Annotated in this window: 17 protein-coding genes, 1 tRNA gene and 1 pseudogene; 10 read left to right on the top strand and 9 right to left on the bottom strand. The window is 61.4% G+C overall.

Annotated elements, in window-relative coordinates:
* Positions 1–14: 14 nt before the first annotated feature.
* The 4 genes from msrB (at position 15) to ACUN0E_RS30340 (ending at position 2,321) form a co-directional block, all read left to right on the top strand.
* Entirely contained in the window at positions 15–437 is a 423-nt protein-coding gene (msrB, locus tag ACUN0E_RS30355; protein WP_445568899.1) for a peptide-methionine (R)-S-oxide reductase MsrB, read from the top strand.
* A gap of 246 nt (positions 438–683) precedes the next feature.
* Entirely contained in the window at positions 684–1,214 is a 531-nt protein-coding gene (locus ACUN0E_RS30350; RefSeq protein WP_408335504.1) for a septation protein A, read from the top strand.
* A gap of 1 nt (position 1,215) precedes the next feature.
* Complete coding sequence (locus ACUN0E_RS30345) at positions 1,216–1,530, top strand: BolA family protein (RefSeq protein WP_064270191.1); 315 nt, start codon at positions 1,216–1,218, stop codon at positions 1,528–1,530.
* An 11-nt stretch (positions 1,531–1,541) separates the two neighbouring features.
* The gene (locus tag ACUN0E_RS30340; RefSeq protein ID WP_408223064.1) at positions 1,542–2,321 is read left to right on the top strand and encodes a peptidylprolyl isomerase; all 780 of its coding nucleotides are present in this window, start codon (positions 1,542–1,544) and stop codon (positions 2,319–2,321) included.
* A 101-nt stretch (positions 2,322–2,422) separates the two neighbouring features.
* On the opposite strand, the gene ACUN0E_RS30335 is transcribed toward ACUN0E_RS30340, so the two are convergent.
* The 3 genes from ACUN0E_RS30335 to purL form a co-directional block, all read right to left on the bottom strand.
* Complete coding sequence (locus ACUN0E_RS30335; RefSeq protein WP_445568898.1) at positions 2,423–3,715, bottom strand: HipA domain-containing protein; 1,293 nt, start codon at positions 3,713–3,715, stop codon at positions 2,423–2,425.
* A complete protein-coding gene (locus ACUN0E_RS30330) occupies positions 3,705–3,992 on the bottom strand; it encodes a helix-turn-helix domain-containing protein (RefSeq protein ID WP_408223062.1) in 288 nt (95 codons plus the stop codon). The genes ACUN0E_RS30335 and ACUN0E_RS30330 overlap by 11 nt, the downstream gene beginning before the upstream one ends.
* Before the next feature lie 319 nt (positions 3,993–4,311).
* On the bottom strand, positions 4,312–8,406 hold the full coding sequence (gene purL, locus ACUN0E_RS30325; RefSeq protein ID WP_445568897.1) for a phosphoribosylformylglycinamidine synthase: 4,095 nt from the start codon (positions 8,404–8,406) through the stop codon (positions 4,312–4,314).
* Positions 8,407–8,746: 340 nt separating this feature from the next.
* On the opposite strand from purL, the gene ACUN0E_RS30320 reads away from it, so the two are divergent.
* Positions 8,747–10,045: an FAD-dependent oxidoreductase gene (locus ACUN0E_RS30320; RefSeq protein WP_445568896.1), complete on the top strand. Its 1,299-nt coding sequence runs from the start codon at positions 8,747–8,749 to the stop codon at positions 10,043–10,045.
* A gap of 80 nt (positions 10,046–10,125) precedes the next feature.
* Here the strand turns inward: ACUN0E_RS30320 and ACUN0E_RS30315 are convergent, their stop codons facing one another.
* On the bottom strand, positions 10,126–10,287 hold the full coding sequence (locus ACUN0E_RS30315; RefSeq protein WP_445568895.1) for a hypothetical protein: 162 nt from the start codon (positions 10,285–10,287) through the stop codon (positions 10,126–10,128).
* Positions 10,288–10,326: 39 nt separating this feature from the next.
* On the opposite strand from ACUN0E_RS30315, the gene ACUN0E_RS30310 reads away from it, so the two are divergent.
* Positions 10,327–11,952, top strand: coding sequence for an NAD(P)H-hydrate dehydratase (locus tag ACUN0E_RS30310; protein ID WP_445568894.1), 1,626 nt, complete (start codon positions 10,327–10,329; stop codon positions 11,950–11,952).
* A gap of 359 nt (positions 11,953–12,311) precedes the next feature.
* Positions 12,312–13,934, top strand: coding sequence for a glucose-6-phosphate isomerase (pgi, locus tag ACUN0E_RS30305; protein WP_445568893.1), 1,623 nt, complete (start codon positions 12,312–12,314; stop codon positions 13,932–13,934).
* Positions 13,935–14,101: 167 nt separating this feature from the next.
* On the opposite strand, the pseudogene ACUN0E_RS30300 reads toward pgi, so the two are convergent.
* Positions 14,102–14,787: pseudogene (locus ACUN0E_RS30300) on the bottom strand (ABC transporter ATP-binding protein).
* On the opposite strand from ACUN0E_RS30300, the gene ACUN0E_RS30295 reads away from it, so the two are divergent.
* Together ACUN0E_RS30295 and ACUN0E_RS30290 are read left to right on the top strand one after the other, a co-directional pair.
* Positions 14,786–15,490, top strand: a complete 705-nt coding sequence (locus tag ACUN0E_RS30295; RefSeq protein ID WP_445568892.1) for an arylesterase — start codon at positions 14,786–14,788, stop codon at positions 15,488–15,490. The pseudogene ACUN0E_RS30300 and the gene ACUN0E_RS30295 overlap by 2 nt on opposite strands.
* A 118-nt stretch (positions 15,491–15,608) precedes the next feature.
* Entirely contained in the window at positions 15,609–15,950 is a 342-nt protein-coding gene (locus tag ACUN0E_RS30290) for a hypothetical protein (protein ID WP_408223050.1), read from the top strand.
* 135 nt (positions 15,951–16,085) lie between these two features.
* Here the strand turns inward: ACUN0E_RS30290 and ACUN0E_RS30285 are convergent, their stop codons facing one another.
* The 4 genes from ACUN0E_RS30285 to ACUN0E_RS30270 all read right to left on the bottom strand — a co-directional run bounded on the left by ACUN0E_RS30285 (position 16,086) and on the right by ACUN0E_RS30270 (position 20,407).
* Positions 16,086–18,023, bottom strand: coding sequence for a SurA N-terminal domain-containing protein (locus tag ACUN0E_RS30285; RefSeq protein ID WP_408509067.1), 1,938 nt, complete (start codon positions 18,021–18,023; stop codon positions 16,086–16,088).
* 87 nt (positions 18,024–18,110) lie between these two features.
* Positions 18,111–18,187, bottom strand: a tRNA-Asp gene (locus ACUN0E_RS30280).
* A 970-nt stretch (positions 18,188–19,157) separates the two neighbouring features.
* A complete protein-coding gene (locus tag ACUN0E_RS30275) occupies positions 19,158–19,478 on the bottom strand; it encodes a DUF1330 domain-containing protein (protein WP_445568891.1) in 321 nt (106 codons plus the stop codon).
* Between the two features lie 263 nt (positions 19,479–19,741).
* The gene (locus tag ACUN0E_RS30270) at positions 19,742–20,407 is read right to left on the bottom strand and encodes a glutathione S-transferase family protein (RefSeq protein WP_408509920.1); all 666 of its coding nucleotides are present in this window, start codon (positions 20,405–20,407) and stop codon (positions 19,742–19,744) included.
* A 39-nt stretch (positions 20,408–20,446) separates the two neighbouring features.
* Here ACUN0E_RS30270 and ACUN0E_RS30265 point away from each other — a divergent pair, with 39 nt between their 5' ends.
* On the top strand, positions 20,447–21,991 hold the full coding sequence (locus ACUN0E_RS30265) for an MFS transporter (RefSeq protein WP_445568890.1): 1,545 nt from the start codon (positions 20,447–20,449) through the stop codon (positions 21,989–21,991).
* The last annotated feature ends 519 nt before the right edge of the window (positions 21,992–22,510 follow it).

Raw genomic sequence — 22,510 nt, 5'->3', positions numbered from 1 at the left:
CAGGAACCCCGATCATGAACAAGCCCGACGATCTCAACACCGGCGGCCCCGCCGTGCAGAAAGACGACGCCGAGTGGCGCAACCAGCTCTCCGACATCGAATACCAGGTGACGCGTCACGCGGCTACCGAGCGCCCCTTCACCGGCCGCTATCACGACCACTGGGACCGCGGCATCTATGACTGCGTCTGCTGCGGCACGCCGCTGTTCGAATCGGACACTAAATTCGACGCCGGTTGCGGCTGGCCAAGCTACTTCAAGCCGATCAACGGCGAAGTGATTGCCGAGAAAACCGACCGCGCGCACGGCATGCTGCGCATCGAGGTGCAATGCAAGAACTGCGGCGCGCATCTGGGCCACGTGTTCGAAGACGGACCGGCGCCGACCGGTCTGCGTTACTGCATCAATTCGGCTGCGTTACAATTCGAGCCCAAGTAACGCAGCGCGGAGTCCGGCGCCCGTTGAATGATGCGCGGCCGGCGTCCGTTATAGGGCGCCCGCCGGTCGCGACACCCTTCATCGGGCTTGCGAACCGGTCAACCCGGCACGGCAATCATGCTACGAACGGCGCAATGCGCCGTTCGCGGTGGCGGCCGCGGCGGGTTTCTGCCGCATCCCTGCCACCGGGCGCCCCGTGCCGCGTCCCTTTTTCTCCGACCCACTCTCCGAAATCCCGACCAGATAATGAAATTCCTGTTCGATCTGTTCCCGATCATCCTGTTCTTCGTCGCCTTCAAGATATGGGGCATTTTCACGGCGACGGCAGTGGCGATCGTTGCCACGCTGGTGCAGATCGCGTGGGTGGCATTCCGCCACCGCAAGGTCGATCCGATGCTGTGGGTGAGCCTCGGCGTTGTCACCGTATTCGGCGGCGCAACGCTCGTGCTGCACAACGACACCTTTATCAAATGGAAGCCGACCGTGTTGTACTGGGCGTTTTCGGTCGCGCTGATCGTCTCTCAACTGGCCTTCAACAAGAACCTGATCGAAGCGATGATGGGCAAGCAGATCACGCTGCCGCACGCAATCTGGGGCAAGCTGAACGTCGTCTGGGCGATTTTCTTCGTGCTGCTCGGACTGGTTAATCTGTTCGTCGCGTATCACTACACGACCGACCAGTGGGTCAATTTCAAGCTGTTCGGCGCGACCGGATGCCTCGTGGTATTCATCGTCGGACAGAGTTTGTGGCTGTCGAAGTATATGAAGGAAGAATGACATGACGAGCGATGCTTTCATGCACGCCACCACCGCTGAGCGCGCCGCGCTGATCGAGGCGCGTCTCACCGCAGCGCTCGCGCCGGTCGCCTCGATCCAGATCACGGACGACAGCGCGCAGCACGCAGGCCACGCCGGCGCCTCCGCCGGCGGTCATTTCAGTGTCACGATCGTGGCCGCCGCATTCGCCGGTAAGGCCCGCGTGGCGCGGCATCGCATGGTGTATGATGCGCTGGCCGATGCCATGCAGCGCGGCATTCATGCCCTTGCAATCACGGCGTATACGCCCGAAGAATTCGCTTTGTTGCCCCGCTAGGAAAACTTCCGATGACCTTGAAGAAAACCCACCTTTGGGTATTGCTGGCTGCGTTTGCGGCCGCACCTGCATTTGCACAGAACATCGCTGTCGTGAACGGCACGCCGATTCCGAAAGCACGCGCCGACGCACTGATCGATCAACTGGTTCATCAAGGCCAGCAAAACACGCCGCAATTGCAAATGGCTGTGCGCGAAGAGTTGGTGAACCGCGAAATCCTGATGCAGGAAGCACTGCGCCGTGGCCTGCCGAATCGTCCGGACATCAAGGCACAAATCGCCGTTGCACAGCAAACCGTCGTGCTGCGCGCGCTGATCGAAGACTTCGTGAAGACCAACACGCCGACCGACGCCGAAGTCACCGCGCGCTACAACTCGCTGGTCAAGGACGCAGGCGGCAAGGAATATCACCTGCACCACATCCTGGTCGACAACGAACAGCAAGCGAAGGATCTGATCGCCAAGATCAAGGCCGGCGCGAGCTTCGAAGACCTCGCCAAGCAATACTCGAAGGACCCGGGATCGGGCAAGAACGGTGGCGACCTGGACTGGTCGGACCCGAAGGCCTATGTGCCTGAATTCGCAGAGGCGGCCACGCATCTGCAGAAAGGCCAGATGACCGACACGCCGGTGCACACGCAATTCGGCTGGCACATCATCCGTGTCGACGACGTGCGCAACATCACGCCGCCGCCGCTGGAGCAAGTGCGTCCGCAGATCGTGCAGCAGATCCAGCAGGAAAAGCTGCAGGCGTTCGAAGAAGGCCTGCGTAAGAACGCGAAGATTCAATAAGCGTTTTTGCCCGCTGCTTCAGAACAAAAAAACCGCCCGAGGGCGGTTTTTTTGTTCTGCGGATTTCATGTGGGATTGCTTGCCCTGCGAGGGCACCGATATCACTGGCGCAGCGCCCTGCTCATCTCCGCGAGCGGCATCGCAACGATCGAGTCGAGCAGCCGGACTTCGCCGGCATTCGGCTGCGCGATTTCGTCGACGGCGTGGCGGGTCTCCGCTACCCTGGCGTCGACAGTGGCAAGCATCTCATCGAGCATTTTTTCCGAACCTTTGGGCTGGAGGCCAAGCGCTTCGCCGAATGCCAGCATGTTTTTTCTGGAAATGTCCGCAAACTGAATGGCCTCTCCAATGGGCATTGTCAGGTCGCAATGGGGCCAACGGTCTTGCTGATTCGGCTGATAGGTCGGTGTGTGGTAGACGACTGTACTGACCAGATCGTAAAACGGCGCCAGCATGTAGCCGCGGGCACTGACGAAGAACGACAGATTTTTGAGGTGGGAATCCGCATTGCCGATTAACACGTTGAAGACTGCCCATCGGAACACATCAAGACGTGCCTTTGCCCGCGTGCCGGTTATTTCGATAGCATCCCTGAGTATCTGCGCCGTCGCGTTCTGATATTTGAAATTCCGGTCGTAGTTCAACAGTTGCATTGCATCGACCGTATGCAAGCGCCGAACCGGCTCTGCGGCCATATCGCGATCGAAGCGATCGATAACATAGCAGGCTGAGGGCACGCGCAGGAAATGCGTAGGCGGCACGCGCACGCCCATCGCTTGCGCCAGGCGCATGCAGAAAAATTCGTTTATTGCCGAATGAGGATAGCCGGTGCTTCGCATGTCCGGCTTGAGCAGATGCATCGACGGCTCATTACCCACGGGTTCAACAAGCTCGTAATCCGGCGCGTGACCTCGCAAGGACAGCAGCAGTTTTTGTTGGGCACCCGCCGCGGACATGCGTTTGGGTGCGGTGGTACTGAGCGCGCGCTGCGGCATAGCCTGAATGCGAGCCTCCAGTTCCGCGTACGACAACGGCTGCAAACCGGCGGATGCCTCGCGCTCGCCCTCGGCGAGTAGCGTCAGGGCGCCTGCCGACTCCCGGCCGTAGTATGCAAGCAGACCCCACGCATCGCTCGCATTGACTTTGGCTTCACGAGCGAGCGCCGTGCGCATGTCCTCTTCAGGCAAAAGATTGTCGAAGAACCATTGCACTGGCCTCTGGCTCGACCCGTCGACGACAGGTCCGGCATGTAGAGGAAAAGCGGGTGAAAGCGCGAATGCGTCTTCGCGGCCTAGCCAGCTCTCGTCATAGGTAAACGACCAGATGCCGTTTTCGTCGCTCACAACGCCAACGCGCTGGCCATTCGCGTAGGCGACGAGTGTTCTAGCTGCCATGAGCGGCCCGTCGGCGCTGGAGAACCTTGGTGGCCAAGGCCGGAGGAATGTCCACGGAAACCTGCGCGCGCAGCGTTATACCCAGTTCACCAAGAAGGTGGAGCACCTTGCCGATCTGAGCGGTCGGCTTACCCGCCTCAATGTGTGTAATGAATTTTGGGGACAGGCCAGTGGCGATGGCGACGTCGTCTCGCGTCAGCCCTTGTGCGAGCCTTGATGCCCGTACAAGATCGCCCAACTGCGTCATGCCGCTGATGTAAACCTCAGACTGATGCATTCTCTACCTCCGGCCCGTTCGTACCCGCTCGGGAACATTATGCCATGGGATAGAGATAGGGGCCCTGATTCGTACCCGAACAGGTACGAATCCTTGAACTCGAAAGGCTGCATAGTCATTTCGTGCCTGAGCGGATACGAACAACACCCATCATGCGAGCATCATAGCTTTTCGTACCTGAACGGATACGAAGTGAATGTCACCAATCTAACGGCAGCAACGAGGCGGAGCTGCACATAGCCACCCACTTCGGTTTGCGACTGCCGTAGCACCGGCAGACCTCCACGCACGGATAACGCGGCCGGTCTGCACAACACCATCAACCCAGCCAGCGGCGGGCGTTCTGGAACACGCGCAGCCACGGGCTCGCGTCCGTGCTGCCCTCACCCCAGCCTGCCGGATGCCAGCTCATCTGCACCGCACGATGCACGCGCTCGGTGTGCGGCATCAGCACGCTGAAGCGGCCATCAGGCGTTGTGACCGACGTGATGCCGTCCGGCGAACCGTTCGGATTGAACGGATACTGCTCCGTTGCCTGACCACGGTGATCAACGTAACGCATCGCCACGGCCACCTTCGACGCATCGCCCTGCTGCGAGAAGTCCGCGTAACCCTCGCCGTGCGCAATCGCCACCGGAATGCGCGAGCCTTCCATGCCGGCAAAGAAGATCGACGGCGAAGCCTGCACTTCGACCAGCGAGAAGCGCGCTTCGAATTTCTCCGACTTGTTGCGCGTGAACTTCGGCCAGGCTTCGGCGCCCGGAATCATCGATGCGAGGCTGCTCATCATCTGGCAGCCGTTGCAGATACCCAGCGCAAACGTGTCTTCGCGGCCGAAGAATGCGGCGAACATATCGGCCAGTTGCGAGTTGAAGCGGATCGCCTTGGCCCAACCTTCGCCTGCGCCCAGCGTATCGCCGTACGAGAAGCCACCGCATGCCACCGCACCGGCGAAATCGGCCAGGTTGGCACGGCCGGCCAGCAGGTCGCTCATGTGCACGTCGTGCGCGTCGAAGCCGGCGCGGTCAAATGCATAAGCCGTTTCGAGGTGCGAGTTCACGCCCTGCTCGCGCAGGATCGCGACGCGCGGACGGGCGCTCTTGCCAATAAACGGCGCCGCGACATCTTCAGAAGGATCGAACGTGAGGACCGGCGAGATGCCCGGATCGGCGGCGTCTGAAAGCGCGTCGTATTCAGCATCGGCACAAGCCGGGTTGTCGCGCAGACGCGAAATCCGCCAGCTCACTTCACTCCACGCGCGATGCAATTCGGTACGCGGTGCGTCGTAGATCTTCTTCGCGTCGCGATAGATTTCGATCGTATCGCGCTCGTTGGTCTTGCCGATCACATGCGAGCATGCCGACAGGCCGTGTTCACGCAAGGCGACCAGCACCGCGTCGCGGTCAGCCGCCCGCACCTGAATCACTGCACCGAGTTCTTCGGTGAAGAGCGCGCGGATCGTGCGGTCTTCACGACGGCCGCTGGTCTGCTTCGCCCAGTCTTTCGCGTCGCCGAAATCGGATTCGTGGTTCGGGTCGAGGACCAGCATGTCGACGTTCAGCGACACGCCGACGTGACCCGCAAAGGCCATTTCACACACCGTCGCCCACAGGCCGCCATCCGAACGGTCGTGGTACGCGAGCAGCTTGCCGTCGCTATTGAGCGACTGGATCGCGGCGAAGAAACGCTTCAGATCTTCCGGATCGTCGACGTCCGGCACCGTATCGCCGACCTGTTGCGTGACCTGCGCGAGAATACTGCCGCCCAGACGATGTTTGGCGCGACCGAGGTCGATTGCGATCAGCACGGAATCGCCCGCGCCATCCGTTCCGCTCGTGCGGCGCAGTTGCGGCGTGAGGTGCTTACGCACGTCTTCGACCGGTGCGAATGCCGTGATGATGAGCGAGACCGGCGCGACCACTTCCTTCGCAACGCCACGGTCTTCCCACTTGGTACGCATGGACAGCGAATCCTTGCCGACCGGAATGCTGATGCCAAGCGCTGGGCACAACTCCATGCCGATAGCCTTGACCGTGTCGTACAGCGCGGCGTCTTCGCCCGCTGCGCCGCACGCGGCCATCCAGTTTGCCGACAGCTTGAGCTTATCGAGCGACGCGATCGGCGCCGCCGCGATGTTCGTAACCGCCTCGCCGACCGCCATGCGGCCCGACGCCGGCGCGTTGATCACGGCGAGCGGCGTGCGCTCGGCCATGGTCATCGCTTCGCCGCGGAAGCCCGCGTAGTCCATCGTCGTGATGGCGACGTCGGCCACCGGCACTTGCCACGGGCCGACCATCTGGTCGCGCGCGGTCGTGCCGCCGACCGAGCGGTCGCCGATCGTAATCAGGAACGACTTGCTGGCCACCGTGGGGTGACGCAGCACGCTAACCGCGACGTCCGACAACGCGATGCCGGTGACATCCACCGGCTCAAGTTTGGTCTCGACGCGTTTGACGTCGCGATGCATGCGCGGCGCCTTGCCGAGCAGCACTTCCATCGGCATGTCGACCGGCTCGTGTGCGGCATCGCCGTTCGCTTCGGAATCGATCACCTTCAGCTGACGTTCCGCCGTGGCCGTGCCGACCACCGCGAACGGGCAACGCTCGCGCTTGCACATGGCTTCGAAAGCCGGCAGATCGGCCGGCGCAATCGCCAGCACGTAACGCTCCTGCGCTTCATTCGACCAGATTTCGCGCGGCGACAAACCGCTCTCTTCCAGCTGGATCTTGCGTAGATCGAAGATCGCGCCCTTGCTGGCGCCGTCCACCACTTCCGGGAACGCGTTCGACAGGCCGCCCGCACCCACATCGTGAATGCTCAGAATCGGGTTCTTCTCGCCGAGTTGCCAGCACGCATTGATCACTTCCTGCGCACGACGCTCGATTTCCGGATTGCCGCGCTGGACCGAGTCGAAGTCGAGTTCAGCCGTGTTGGTACCCGTCGCCATCGAGCTGGCGGCGCCGCCGCCCATGCCGATGCGCATACCCGGGCCGCCGATCTGGATCAGCAGCGAGCCTTCCGGCAGATCGTGCTTGTGCGTGTGCTGATCGGAGATATTGCCGATGCCGCCGGCGATCATGATCGGCTTGTGATAACCGCGCACCAGACCCGCAACGTTCTGCTCATAAGCGCGGAAATAGCCACCCAGATTCGGACGGCCGAATTCGTTGTTGAACGCGGCACCACCGAGCGGGCCGTCGATCATGATTTGCAGCGGCGACGCAATGCGGTCAGGACGACCGTACGCTTCGTGCTTTTCGTCCGGATTGCGATGCACCAGCGGCTGCGCGGCGTCGCGTGCGTTTTCCCATGCTTCGACGCCATCCGGCAATTCCAGATTCGACACTGTGAAACCCGCCAGACCGGCCTTCGGACGCGCACCGCGACCCGTTGCGCCTTCGTCGCGGATTTCACCACCGGAGCCAGTCGAGGCGCCCGGGAACGGCGAGATCGCGGTCGGGTGATTATGCGTCTCCACCTTCATCAAGGTGTGCGTCAGTTCGACATTGCGGCGGTAGTGCTCGGGCAACTCGTTTGCCCCGAGTTCAGCCGGCGTGCGCGGGAACCAGCGCTCGGCGATGCCGCCCGCCATGATCGCCGAGTTATCCGAATACGCGACGATCGTGCCCTGCGGGTTCAGCTTCTCCGTGTTGCGGATCATGTTGAACAGCGAGATGTCCTGCTTCTCGCCGTCGATCGTCCAATCCGCATTGAAAATCTTGTGACGGCAGTGCTCGCTATTGGCCTGCGCGAACATCATCAGCTCGACGTCGGTCGGGTTGCGGCCGAGTTTCGTGAAGGCGTCGACGAGGTAGTCGATTTCGTCGTCGGCGAGCGCGAGGCCCAGTTCAGTGTTCGCCGCTTCCAGCGCGCCACGGCCGTTGCTCAATACGTCGACGGTTTGCAGCGGCTTGGCCGGCAGTTCGTCGAACAGATGCAGCGCGTGGTCACGCGAGGGCGATACGCTCTCGGTCATGCGATCGTGCAGCGCCGTGGCAACGGCCGCGCGGGCTTCGTCGGAAAGCGCTTTCTTGCCGCCCAGCAGACCGCTTTTCAGCGTGACCGTGTATTCGACGCCGCGCTCGATGCGGCGCACCTGCGTGAGACCGCAGAGATGCGCAATATCGGTTGCCTTGCTGGCCCACGGCGACACCGTGCCGAAGCGCGGCACTACGAGGAAGGTTTCGGCCGTGCCACGCTCATTGGTTTCTTCGAGCGGATCGCCGTAGTGCATCAGCGCTTCGATCTTCGCGTTGTCTTCCGCGGAAAGCGGGGTTTGCGCGTTGACGAAGTGCAGATACTGTCCGCGCACGCCGGTGATGTTGGCGTCGATGCGCGTCAGCGTTTCGAGCAGGCGGGTTTGACGGAAATCGGAAAGGGCCGAAGCGCCGGGGAAACACGAGAAGTGGGCCATGGACTTGACGTTGCGTCGCTAATTGATACCGATGAGTGATGCCGATGAGTCCCGCGTGAAGGCGACGTGAGGCGGAAAGGAAGTCCGAGATTATACCCCGGGAACGGGCTTCCAACGGGCTTCGCACCAGGGTTTTGGTGGGGTCCGGATGGCGGCCTGGGCGCGCCGTCGCGGCGTTCCGGCCTCGCGCTCGCGTGGCAGAGCCATCCGTTTGACTGCTATCATTCGCCCTTTCATCAGATCGGCGCGAGCGGCCTGAGCAATACCGGGCAGCGCGCCGCATGCCACGCTTAACGGGAACGCGGCATTTCGGCGGCCCGCCGGCAAATCGAATCAGATCATGGATGTCATCGTCATTGGCGGCGGGATTGCGGGCGTCGCCACCGCTTATCAACTGCGCGCGGCCGGCCACCGGGTATGCGTCGTCGAGCGCCACGCAACGGTCGCGCAAGGCGCGACCTATGGGCACGGCGGCACCGTGCTGCCAACGCCGCTCGACGTCTGGTTCGGCCCAACCTTCATGGCGAGCCGCCAGGGCGCCAAAAACGGCGTGATCAGCAAGGTCGGCTTTAACGGGCCGGCACGCCAGTTCGTCAAGCAACTCGCCGCTTTGCAGGAGCCTGAGGCGTTCAGCCGCCAGTACGCGCGGCTGCGCCCGTTGATCGAGGCATCGCGTGACGCGATGGCCGATCTCGAAGCGCGCTTCGGGCTGGAATTCGAACAGGCGAGCGGCCTGCTCTATCTGGTGCGTGCCGAGCAGGAATGGCAGCAGACACAGACCGCGCTCGATCTGTTGCGCCAATACGAAGTCCCGCACCACGTGCTGACGCCGGCCGAATGCGCCGCGTACGAGCATTCCGTGCGGACCGAGCCGGAATTCGCCGGCGGCGTGCTGTTCGACCACGAGCGCACGGCCAACTGCCCGCTTTTCGCGAAACTGCTCAAGCAAACCCTCGATACGCAGGGCGGCGTGCAATTCATGCTGGGTTGCGAAGTCGCGGCGATCCGCCTCGAAGGTCAGCGCGCCGCGGTGGAACTGGCGCCACGGCCGGGCGCGGCATCGCGTTCACGCGAAGTCGACGTGATCAATGCCGACGCGATCGTGGTCGCCGCGGGTTACGGCAGCCTGCCGCTGCTCGAACGCCTGGGGCTGCGCCTGCCGTTGCATCCGTTACGTCTGCATAACCTGGTCGCGCCGATTGCGCATGAGGAATGCGCACCGCACGTCGCGATCGTGGACGCGGTCAAGCGGATCACGATCACCCGTATGAATCATCGCCTGCGGGTTGCGGGCGGTGCGGTCCTGCAAAGCGCCGGGCAGATCGACAAGCCGCTGGGCGAGCCGTTGACGAAGGAAGCGTTGGCGCTGCTAGGCCAGGCGACTCACGACTGGATCCCGGGCGCGGCCCGGATCTCCGCAGCCTTGCCGTGGGAAGGCGTAAAACTGCTGTCGCCGGACGGTTTGCCGGTGATCGGCAATGCGCTTCATCCGCGCCTGTTCGTGAACGCCGGCCACGGGCCTGCCGGCTGGGGCCTGGCATGCGGGGCGGGCAAACTGATCGCCGACCTGATCTCGGACAAGACCCCTGATGTCCCCGCGGACACCCTGGCTGCACTGCGCGCGGACCGGTTCCAGTAAATGACGGGCCCGCTCTGGCGCGGGCCGAACGAGGCGCGAACAGGAAAGCCGGCGACGCTTCGCGCCGGGCCACGCCAATATCAGGCATCAACACGCCCAATCAGCTCAATCAGCTCAATCAGCTCAATCAGCTCAATCAGGCCAATCAGGCCAATCAGGCCAATCAGGCCAATAACGAGGCAAGCCCAAGCCAACACGGCGCGCACCCGGACCATATCGGCACTACCATGGTGGCTCCCCAAGCTTCCTCGCCTTGCTAAAGGCGGACTCCAAGCCTCGCCATGACAGTGTCCGAATCCACGCTCCCGACCTTAATCAGCCCGCACAACCGGGCGTTGCCGCTGCTCACGCTCACCGACCTGCGGATTCTGGAAACCCAGGCCGCGGCGGCACTGCCTCAGCACACCCTGATGGGCCGCGCCGGCAAAGCAGCCGCGAGCTATCTGCAAGAACGGATCACGCGCGACACATCGATCGAAAAATCGAAGCACAAGGTATGGGTCGCAGCAGGCCCGGGCAACAATGGCGGCGACGCATTGATCATGGCGGCGGAGCTGCATCGGGCAGGCATCGCTGTCGACCTTTGCATGCCGCTTGAAGTCAAACCGGACGACGCCCGCTGGGCGCTCGATACCGCTCGCGCAGCAGGCGTAGCCATTACCACGACAGCGCCGGCCTCGCTGGAAAACTACACATGGCTGGTGGACGGTATGTTCGGCATCGGCTTGACCCGCCCGCTGGAAGGCGTCTTTGCCACCATCGCCCGCCAACTCTCGCAGCGCACGAAAGCAAAGTCCAGAAGAGGCGGTGTTCTGGCGCTCGACACGCCAAGCGGGCTCAATAGCGACACCGGGACGGTAGTCAGCGCGAGGCGGGGCCCAAGCGAGGGCCGAAGCGACAACCAGAGCGACGGCGCCGTGGTCCATGCCACTCACACGATCACCTTCATCGGCGCGAAACCCGGCCTCTTCACGGCGCAGGGCCGCGATCTCGCCGGCACGGTGATCGTGGCGCCGATCGGTATCGACAGCACCACCCGCTCGGCCGTGCAACTCAACGCGCCCGAGCTTTTTGCAGCCTTCCTGCCGCCGCGCGACTTCGCCACCAACAAAGGCACCTTCGGCAGCCTTGCCGTGGTCGGCGGCGACACCGGCATGTGCGGCGCGCCGATTCTCGCCGCGCGCGCGGCGCTCTACACCGGCGCGGGTAAAGTGCACGTCGCTTTGCTCGGCGAGGGCGCCCCGCCCTACGATCCGCCGCATCCGGAACTGATGCTGCATGCGATCAACGATCTGCCACTCGACAAGATGGACGCGCTCGCCGTCGGCTGCGGCATGGGTCATCGCGACCGCGCCACACGTGTCATGCACGACGTGCTGCCGCTCGACGTGCCCAAACTGTTCGACGCCGACGCGCTCAATCTGATTTCGAAAGACCCATCGCTCGCGGCCAAAGTCACCGCGCGCGGCGTGCAAGGCGATCCGTGCGTGCTGACGCCGCATCCGTTGGAAGCCGCGCGTCTGCTTGGCACCGACGCGCCGGGCGTGCAACGCGACCGCCTCGCCGCCGCGCGGGCGCTGGCTGCGCGCTTTGCCAGCGTGGTTGTGCTGAAAGGCACCGGCACCGTCATCGCGGCGCCGGATGGCCGCGTCGCGATCAATCCGACCGGCAATGCCGCACTCGCGACAGGCGGTACGGGCGACGTACTCGGTGGCATCATCGGCGCGCTTCTCGCCCAGCACCTGCCGCGCTACGAAGCCGCGCTGGCGGGCGTCTACCTGCACGGCCTCGCCGCCGACAGGCTGAGCGCGCAAGGCCACGGCCCGGCCGGCCTGACGGCGGGCGAACTCGCGCCGATGGTGCGGACTTTGCTCAACCGTATGTTCTATCCGGCTGCGGCTGAGTGAAGCAGCCTATGGGACCTCACAAACAGAGTGTGCCAAATCAACCAACCCAAATGGAGCAGCCCTACCTGGTGGGTCAACCCAAATGGGCCAGCCGATCCCACAATTTGCATACGACGTCCAAACCGCTGCCCCCCGTCACGCAACGCCGTTATACTGACTGACTGCGCCGCACGTCAGATCATCGCGAGTTGCAGCGAAATTTCAGCGAGCGGGTTCGATCCCCAGCCAGGCTCGCGAAACTTCACAGCAATCCACCGCGAACCCGGTCGCGCGGCATCGCTCTAACAGCATCGTCGCATCATCCTCGGCAGCGCTTCACGCGCACGCCTTTCTTCGTGCCCCTTCGCTAGACGGACGCTATGACGCAGAACTCGCTCCCCTCCTGGTCCTCGCTGCAAACGCATTACGAGAAAATTCGCGATGCGCACATGCGCGACTGGTTCGCCCCCGAGAACGATCCCGCCCCTACCCGTGCTGAGCGCTTTGCGTTCGCGGGCGGCGGTCTCGCGGCCGATTTTTCGAAGAACCGCATCACCGACGAAACCCTGAAACTGCTGGTGCAACTCGCGCGCGAAGCCGGCGTCGAGAAACGCCGCGACGCGATGTTCGCGGGTGAAGTCGTCAACCCGACCGAAGGCCGCGCCGCATTGCACACCGCGCTGCGTGCCACCGATCCGAAAGCACCGTTCCACGCCGAAATCCAGGCCGAGCGCGCGAAGATGGCCGCGTTTGCCGACCAGGTGCGCAGCGGTGAATGGACCGGCTACACCGGCAAGCGGATTCGCTATGTCGTGAACATCGGCATCGGCGGCTCGGACCTCGGGCCGAAGATGGTCGTGCACGCGCTGCATCACCTGGCCACGCCCGAGATCACGACGCACTTCGTGTCGAATGTCGACGGCGCGGATCTGTACAACGTGATGCAGATGATCGATCCCGAAGAGACGCTCGCCATCATCGTCTCCAAGACTTTCACCACGCTCGAAACGATGACCAATGCGCGCTCGCTGCGCGACTGGTTCGTCGAGAAAGGTTGCCCGGAAAGCGCGCTGGCGAAGCACTTCGTCGGCGTGTCGGCCAATCCTGCCGAGGTAGTCAGGTTCGGCATCGCGAAAGAAAACGTGTTCGAGATGTGGGACTGGGTTGGCGGCCGTTATTCGCTGTGGTCGGCAGTGGGTCTGTCGATCATGATTTCGATCGGGCCGAAGCAGTTCGACGAACTGCTGGCCGGCGCCAATGAAATGGATCAGCATTTCCGCGACGCACCGCTCGAAAAAAATCTGCCTGTCCTGCTCGGCATGATCGGCATCTGGTATCGCAACTTCTTCGGCTCGCAAAGCTATCTGGTTGCGCCGTATTCGGAAGCGCTGCATTTTCTGCCGTCGTATCTGCAACAACTCGAGATGGAGAGCAACGGCAAGTCGGCGCGCCTGGATGGCGTAATGGTCGACTATCCGACCGCCGCCGTGACGTGGGGTGAACCGGGCACGAATGGTCAGCATGCATTCTTCCAGATGCTGCATCAGGGTCCGACCATTGTGCCAATCGATTTCATCGCCGTGCTGACGCCGGAACATCCGCTCGTCAGTCATCATCCGAAGCTGCTGGCGAACTGTTTCGCGCAAAGCGAAGCGCTGATGCTGGGCCGCACGCTCGAAGAAGCGAAGAAGGTCGCCGGCGCGGACAAGCCGGAACTGGCGCCGCATCTGGTGTTTCCGGGCAATCGTCCGACCAGCACGCTGCTCGTCGAAGCGCTCACCGCACGTTCGCTCGGCGCGTTGATCGCGCTGTACGAGCATAAGGTGCTGGTGCAGGCATCGGTATGGAACATCAACCCGTTCGATCAATGGGGCGTCGAGTTGGGCAAGGCCCTCGGCAAGGTGGTCGAGGCGGATCTGACGGCAGCAAGCGCCGACGAGAAGAAGCATGACTCGTCGACGTCGGCGTTGATCGCGCGGGCGCGGGCTGCGTTGAAGCGATGAAGTTATGAGCGGCGCTCGCTCGCGCCGCATAGGCTCATCGTTCAATCGCGCGCTTAGCCCTGCCGGGTTAGCTGCGTTGAGTCGCGTTAGTTGAAATGAAAAGCGGGCCCTTGCGGCCCGCTTTGCTTTTGTACCTTTGTACGCATGATTGCGTGCGAGCGGCTCGCTTAGGCCAACCGCCCCGCTTCGATCGTTACCGTCGTATCGCAGCGACGCGCCAGCTCGACGTCGTGCGTAACGAGGATCAACGTGGCGCCGTTCGCGCGGTTCATCTCGAACATCAAATCGATCACCGCGTGACCCGTTGCCGCATCGAGACTGCCAGTCGGCTCGTCGGCGAACAGGATCGCCGGATGCGTGACAAACGCGCGCGCGAGCGCCACCCGCTGCTGTTCGCCGCCCGACAGCAGCTTCGGATAGTGCCTCATGCGCTGACCGAGTCCCACCTGCTCCAGCAATCCGCGCGCGCGCGCCGCAGCGTCACGCGTACCGATGCCGCCTTGCAATTCAAGTGGCAAGGTGACATTTTCGAGCGCAGTCAGGTGCGGCATGAGTTGAAACGACTGGAACACGAAACCGACCGAGCCGCTGCGCAGCGCGGCGCGCTCGTCTTCGTTCAGTTCGGTGAGTTCGCGGCCGAGCAGCCGAACCGACCCCAGCTCGCGCTGTCCAATCCTGCGAGCAAGCCGAGCAGCGTAGACTTGCCCGACCCGGATGCACCGACGATCGCCACACTGCTGCCGGCATCGATAGCAAGATCGATGCCCTCGAGAATCGTCAGTTCGCCCGTTGCATCCTTAACCTTCTTGCACAAACCCCGCACTTCAATGACCGGATCAGTTTTGTTTAGCATGGTGAAGCGTAGGTTGAAAGTGCGCGCCATAGCGCCTCACGCACAGGCGCTGACTACCGCATTCGGCTCGGCCGTGCTGGCCGTAACCCTGTTTTCGCTGCCCTTCCCGGCCCATGCGGCCAATACGCCCGAACAGGCCAAGCCGGTGATCATTGTGCTCGGCGACAGCATCTCGGCCGAGTACGGCTTGCCCCGTGACACCGGCTGGGTTGCCCTGATGCGCCAGCGCCTAACCGACGAGCGAATCGATTATAGCGTCGCCAATGCGAGTATCAGCGGCGACACCACGAGCGGCGGCCGGGCACGCTTGCCGGCGCTCCTGCAACGGCTCAAGCCGAGTATCGTGATCGTCGAGCTCGGCGCCAACGACGCACTGCGCGGCGTGCCGCTCTCCACTACCGAAGACAATCTGCGTACGATCATTGAGCAGGCTCAACAAAGCCACGCGAAGGTCCTGCTGATTGGCATGTATGTGCCGCCCAATTACGGCCCCGACTACACGCAAAAGTTCCACGGCCTCTACGGCGAACTCTCGAAACAACTGCGTGTGCCGTTGGTGCCCTTCCTGCTAGCTGGCATCGCCGACAAACCGGACATGTTTCAGGCGGATCAGATCCATCCCACGCAGCAGGCACAACCAGTGCTACTCAACAACGTGTGGCCGGCTGTCAAGCCACTCCTTCGCACAAGTTCGCCGCACTGAAAAGCTCGCTAACAACTTGTTTCCGGTAATTGGGGAACGCGGATCGGTAAGGTCTATCTGACACTTTCGTAATCCCGCATAACCCGGCTCGATTCTGAGCGACTTCTGAGGAGATAACGTGAAATATTTACCGTTAATCGCTTTGACCGTGGCAATTTCTGCATGTGCCGCTCAACCGCCTGCTGGCGTCCAATCAGTGGGCCAAAGCCAGCAGCCGCCAAAGGCCGTCGCTACGTGCATCGCGCAAAAGTGGGCCGATAGCTCGCAACAGCAAGTCGTGTCGCAGGACACCATGGCGAACGATCAGGCAATGGATGTCTATGTGCCGGGTCAGCAGCCGCCTAACGGCGCCGCCGCCGTTGTACGGCCGTCCTACAGCGGCCCGGGTTCGTGGGTCGGCTTCCGCGCCAATGGCGCTGCGGGCAGCGATGCCACCAGTTCGATCAGCGCTTGCCTCTAAGGCCGACGGCATAGCAAGCCGCGCTCTCAGGCAAACCGTTTGACGAGCTTGCACTCGTCAAATGAAAAAGCCCCGCAAATTGCGGGGCTTTTTTGTGCCAACGCGCTTTACCTGCTTGCGCGCTGCAGCCGGAGCTTATTCGCCGCTTCCCTGCGCATTGCTGCTGTCGAGCGAACCGTAGAACTTCACCTTTGAGCGGGCACGCAGCGCTTCGACGTAAGCCTCTGCTTCGGACTGAGCATCGACTTGCGCAATCTGCTGCTGCGCAGCAGCCAAACGCTGCGGATCGATCGGTGCACCCGCAACGACCGAGTTCACGCGATAGATCGCGTAGCCGTCGTCGCCGAGATCCACACCGACGTAGGCAGGTAATTTTTGCGCGTCCGCTTTGTAGATTGCACTCAATGCAGCCGGCGGCATGCCTTGCGCGTCATTGCGGGAAACCTTCAGCGGCGATGAGAAGCCTGCCGTGGTCTTCGACTTGTCGAACTCAGCCAGCTTCGCGATGCCGTCCTTATGAGCGGCCTCGTCCGACTGAACCGCGATCACTTTCTGACGCACTGCGTCCTTGACGGCGTCGAGCGCCGGCACGGCCGCGGCCTTGTAATCGGTCACGCGCGCTGCAATCAGCGTGTTGCTGCCGACGTCGATCGCTTGCGTGTTATTGCGCGCGGTGACCGCATCGTTTGCGAACACAGCAGCCAGGAACTTCGCGTTGTTCAGCGGGCTGTCAGGCGGCAGCTTCGGATCCGGCTGCGGCGTTATCGTGGCCGTTTGCAGTTGCAGCTTGTACTTGTCGGCTGCGGGCTGCAGGCTCTTCGCCTTCTCATAGACGATCGACGTGAAGCCTTCCGAGTCGTCGCTGAATGCCTTGCTCGCCAACTGCGTCTTCAGGTCTTTGGCGATCTGATCTTTCACTTCGTCGAACGGCTTGGTGACTGCCGGCTTCACGTCCGTGACCTTGACGATGTGATAGCCGAAGTCGGTCTGCACGATGCCGCTGACTTCGTCTTTCTTGAGAGCGAACACAGCGTCGTCAAACGCCTGACCACCCGCGATCATGCCGCGACCAAAGTAACCCAGGTCGCCGCCCTTCGACGCCGAACCCGGATCCTGCGAATTCTGCTGTGCGATCTGCGCGAACTGATCCGGATGCGCCTTGACTTGTGCAAGCACCTCGTCGGCCTTCTGCTTCGCCTTGGCCTTGTCAGCCGCGCTGGCATCTTTCGGCGCGGCGATCAGGATGTGGCTCGCGCGTACCTGGCCATCCGTGCGGTAATGCGCGATGTTGTCGTCGTAGTACTTCTTCAGGTCGGCGTCGCTCGGCTGCACAGCAGCGGACAGCGTTGCCGGCGACATCACAAGGTACTGGATCGTTGCCGTGGCCGGCGTGGCGAAGTCGCTGCGGTGCGCATCGTAATACGCCTGCAGTTGCGCATCCGTCGGTTGTACCTTCGCCGCATAGTCACGCGGGTGGAACGCCATGCCCTGCACTTCGCGCTGCTGCTCGGCGAGCTCGGTGAGATGCTGTGCGAGGGTCTTCGACGTGAAGGCGCTGCCTTGAATGCTGGCAGGCAACTGCTGCGTGGCGAGGCTGTAGCGCACGCGTTCGTCGTATTGATCGGGCGTCATGCCCTGCATGGCGAGCAACTGCTTGTAACGGTCGACGTCGATCGAGCCGTCAGGATTCTTCAGCGACGAAATCACCGGATCGTTCAGCAGCACGCGACGCACGGCGTCGTCAGATGCGGTCAGATGCAGGCGCTGCGTTTCGTCGGCCAGCACGCGCTGCTCGATCAGACCGTCGAGCATTTCAGTACGGCGCGCCGGCGTATCGAACGACTTCATATCGAACTGCGCGCCGAGCATTTGACGGGCGCGGTCGAGCTGCTGACGCATCGCGTCGTCATACTCTGCGCGAGTAATCTTGTGACCGTTGACGCTGGCGACGTTTGCGCTTTCGTCAAAGAAGCCGCGGAAGCCTTGAATACCCACAAAACCCAACCCCGGCACAATGACGAGGATGAGCATGAACATCATCAGGCGTTTGTGATTGCGGAAAAAATCGAGCATGCGTGAACGAGTGCCAAAAACAGAACGCCCGATCTTACAACAGCGGGCAATAAAAAAGGCGAACCGGAGTTCGCCTTTCGAGGATACTGGCGGAGTGGACGGGACTCGAACCCGCGACCCCCGGCGTGACAGGCCGGTATTCTAACCGACTGAACTACCACTCCTTATACTTCAACTGAGCTGCACTGAAACACTTGACCGAATCTGAAGCTGGTGGTGCTGAGGGGTTCGAAAACACCCAGCAAAGCCTTATGGGGTAAGGCGCCTACGCAATTCGATCCAGCGGATACAACGAAAAATACAACGATCCGAGAGTCTGCCGCAAATGTCGCGGCTTGGCAACGGAAATTTGGCTGCGCCAGCTAACTCGACGGCATCGCACCTCTTATGTTACCCGCACCCCATCGAAGCGATAGGTCCGGATCCGCGCCCTCTGCAACGGATGTCGACATGCCCTCTAGTCACAACTTATGTAGAGTACCGGCTTTTGCCGATGTCCGACTGCCAGCCCTGGGAAGCGGTGCATTGAGACCGGGCCACGTGACTTGCGTCCAAAGTCACCCGAGACAATCAGTCAGCTAGCTACCCGTGGCAGCCCAATCGCCGCAACAGGTCGGTCGCGATGAGCCAATAGCGCGTATTGGCCTCCATACGCCGCCGACCATCGAGTTCAGGGATATCCTGACCAACGATACCCACTCGATTGACAATCACCTGCCGCAAACCAACGCTGAGCCTCGCTCGGAACCACTTGCGCCCGCCTATACCGTCAGCGATACCGGCATTCTTTCCCGCCAGTCGACGGCCTTAGGTGGACCGCGTTGGAAGATGAACACCGCCCGCCTTAACCGATCATGAAAGCCACGCGTCTCAAGAAGACTGGGAGGTTGACGCCGTCATCGATACCGTCAAGCGACGCCCTTTTTCAACACCATCAACCCTGAACCACCGTTCGAGCTTCCCTGCCCGCAACGACGACTTTGAAGGTACGCCCGCCACTCGCCTAACTGAGTCGGCCGGCGGGTGGTCGGCCGAAGCGGACGTTCGCTGTGAGGCAATTGTCACCCGCAACGTGTGGCCGCTTTTGCATTAACCCGGCGTCGATAGGTGACCACGGCTGCAAGCACCGCGTGTTCAGGCCAGGATGTCAGTCGCTTTGTGGTGCTCGTCCACGCCGTCAATCAGGATCACCGACCCGCTTGCATGCTGCAGGCGTAACGGCAGGATTCGTTGATACGCGTCCGATCCGTACCAGGCACGCGCGGCGGCGAGATCGGGAAACGCAACCATAATCAGATCGCCGTGCCACTCGCCTTCGCGCACCTCGGGCCGAGCGCCGTGCACAACGAAACGGCCGCCAAATGGCTCAAGTGTGTCGTCGATGCGCTCGAGGTATTCGACGACATCGGCGCACAGATCGACATTATTCAGGTGGGCAATAGCGTATGCAGTCATGGTAGCGCTCCGTAGCATAGGTGTGTTCGGATCGACAGCTTCGATGCTACCTATGTTCGCCGCGGGCGCAACGCACGTCGATTACCTGTGAGGTAAAAGAACCTGCAGCACTGCACTCGAAGCACCTTCGTCACTAGCCGACGTTCAACTTCGCAGGGATCGAAGTGCGGTGGAAATGCGTGTCCACGGCGCAATAAACGCGAAGTATCCGCGCAGGCCATGGCGAAGCTCAATGACGGCGTTGAGCCCAGAGCGGACCTTCATCAGCCGGTGGGTGGCTTGCCAGTGAAAACCGCCAATTGCGCCTCGAAAGCACGCTTGTAGGCGGGCCGCGCTTCGCCGCGGGCGACATAGGCGGCGAGGTTCGGATATTCGTCCAGCAGACCCGATGCTTTCAACCTGAGTAGCACCGCCACCATCATCAGGTCGCCCGCGCTGAACGCACCGTCGAGCCAGTCGGCGTTGCCGAGGCGATAGGAAAGCTCGCCCAGCCGGTCACGAATGCGATCCTCGACGATAGGCAGGCGCTGCTCGTACCAGCTCTTGTCGCCCTCCAGGAACCTGGTGGTTTGGAGATCGAGGATCGGCGGCTCAACCGTGTTGAGTGCGGCAAACATCCATGTGATCGCGCGTGCCCGGGCATTCGCATCCTCAGGTAGCAGGACTGCATGGTGCTCTGCGATGTGGAACACGATCGCCCCCGACTCGAACAGGGCAAGAGCGCCTTCTTCATAGGTCGGAATCTGCCCAAAAGGATGAAGCGCTCGATGCGCGGGCTCCTTCATTGCACCGAACGAAACAAGACGAACCTCGTAAGGTTGGCCCACTTCTTCAAGCGCCCAGCGAACACGCATGTCACGCGCCAGTCCTTTGCCGCGATCGGGCGACCGTTCAAAGACGGTGATAACGGGAGTCAGTGGAAGGGCCATGGTGATTTCTCCTTTGCTGGATGTCTCGTTGAGTGCAGGATGCGCAATCCCGTCGCTCACCTACTAGACGTTGGAGATAGCGCTAAATCGACATCCCTGAACTACTTTTTTTCAAAGATTGGGCAAATCTGTGTCCCGAATGAAATCATCCAGGCAAAAAGATCGACCGTTCATCATCCCACTAGTGAAACACCGGCGTCTGGCCATGTTCACCTAAGCTACGGGAAAAATGTTGAGGTAGCATCATCGAACTCAACAGGGGAGAAAGCGGTGTCTCGGGGAATCAAATCGCGCCTGAACGCAATCGCCCCCGCTCTTGCCAGTCTGCTTTTCAGCGATCTTCTGACGGTCCTGGCAGGCATGGTTGGCTATATCACGCTCCCTTGGTGGATCGTTCATCAGGGCGGCGCGCATGACCTTGCGATCTACAGCGTAAGCATTGCCATCACCACGATTTTTGCAATGCCGCTGCTTTCGCCACTTGGGGATCGATACGCAAAGAGACCGCAGATTGCATGGGGTGTCTGCGCCTTGATGACCGTCGCTTTTACCCTCGCTACGCTCGCCTCGCTGTCCGACTACCGACTTACGCTCATCATCTGCCTAGGCGTGGTCACCGTTATAGCGAAAGCTTTCATCGATCCGGCCAGCGCCACCATTTCGGCTGAACTTGTTCCGGCGAATCGTTTGGCCGAAGCGCTTCGTCTTCGTAAATCGACGCAAGCGGCTGGCCGTGCCTTAGGTCCAGCATTAGCTGGCGCGACACTGGCCCTGGGCGGTATCGCTGCAACATTCTGGATGAACGGCATTCTGCTTGGCGTCGCTGCCTACGTGACGTGGCAGCTTCCATCCCAGTCTCAGCATCGCGAACGCCATCGCGGTTTAGCCCGCTGGTGGGAGGACCTGCGCGCCGGACTGCATGCTAAATGGATCGTCCCGTTGGAACGCGGCTGGACACTTGTCAACTTCCTCGTCTGGATATTCCAGGGCCCTGCCGTCGGCATGCTGATCCCGCTCAAAGTTCAATCACTCGGACTGTCGGGCCTCTGGCTAGGTGGTTGCGAAGCGGCCTTATCAATCGGTTTGCTACTCGGCAGCTTTCGTGGTTCTGACGCACTAGTCAGCCGGTTCGGCCGGTTCAATGTCCGCGTAGGGGCCGCTATGTGTGAAGGGTTAGCACTTGCTGCTTCGGGCTGGGCTTATTCACCCATCGTTCTCGTATTGGCGCTTGCATGTGTGGGTTTCGCCAATGCATCGATGGGACTGGTTGGTGCGACTCATCGTTCATTGGCTATCCCGCAGAATTTCCGCGTGCGCATTCTCGCTGCCAGCATGATGACCACGCAGATTGCGGGCATGCTTGGACCGATGATCGCAGGCGTGGCGCTCACGCATTGGGCGGTGGGCAAAGTCTATACATGCTTCGGTCTCGCCACCTGTCTGCTCGCTTTCGGTTTCGTCCTGATACCGCGATCGCGCGAATTCTTTGCACTCAATCACGATCAGGTGAAAGACTGGTTTCGTCACGAATATCCCGATGCATTCAAGGCACCCACAGCGCCCGAATCGGGACAAATTACGTAGATCGCAACGCAACAGGAAGTCGAGGGACGTCGCGCGTATCAGCCAATCACAATACTCATAGATTGAACGGCCGCTCTGGCCGAACGGCAGTCCAGGAGGGGCTTGTACGCGCATATCAATGCGCGGGCTACGCGCGCGGCAACCGGCTATACCGATAACGCAGTCTCATTTCTGACGGATCGGGGCTAACAGCCGTCCAAACGTAGGCCGGCGCAGCAGTAGTTCGTTCGCTTAAGGGAACCAGGGATGTGTGTTGGAACTGGCAGGGACTGGGCTGCGTAGGAACGTATCGTCACCCACTGAAACGACCGCTTTCCCCGCACGCGGTCTCGTATTTCATAAAAAATACGGGTTCCTAAATATTGCAAATGCCGATCCGTATACACCCCCAGCAACATCAATTCGCCCGCATCTTCATCCCACCATTTGAAACACGGTACCAGGGGAAAAACCTAATGTCTGACCAATCCCTGCGCGTGCATATTTGAACTAAATATTCATTAGTGGATTAAGCATAAA

It is taken from the genome of Paraburkholderia sp. D1E, assembly GCF_052682275.1.
This window is presented reverse-complemented; position numbering and strand designations above follow the sequence as displayed.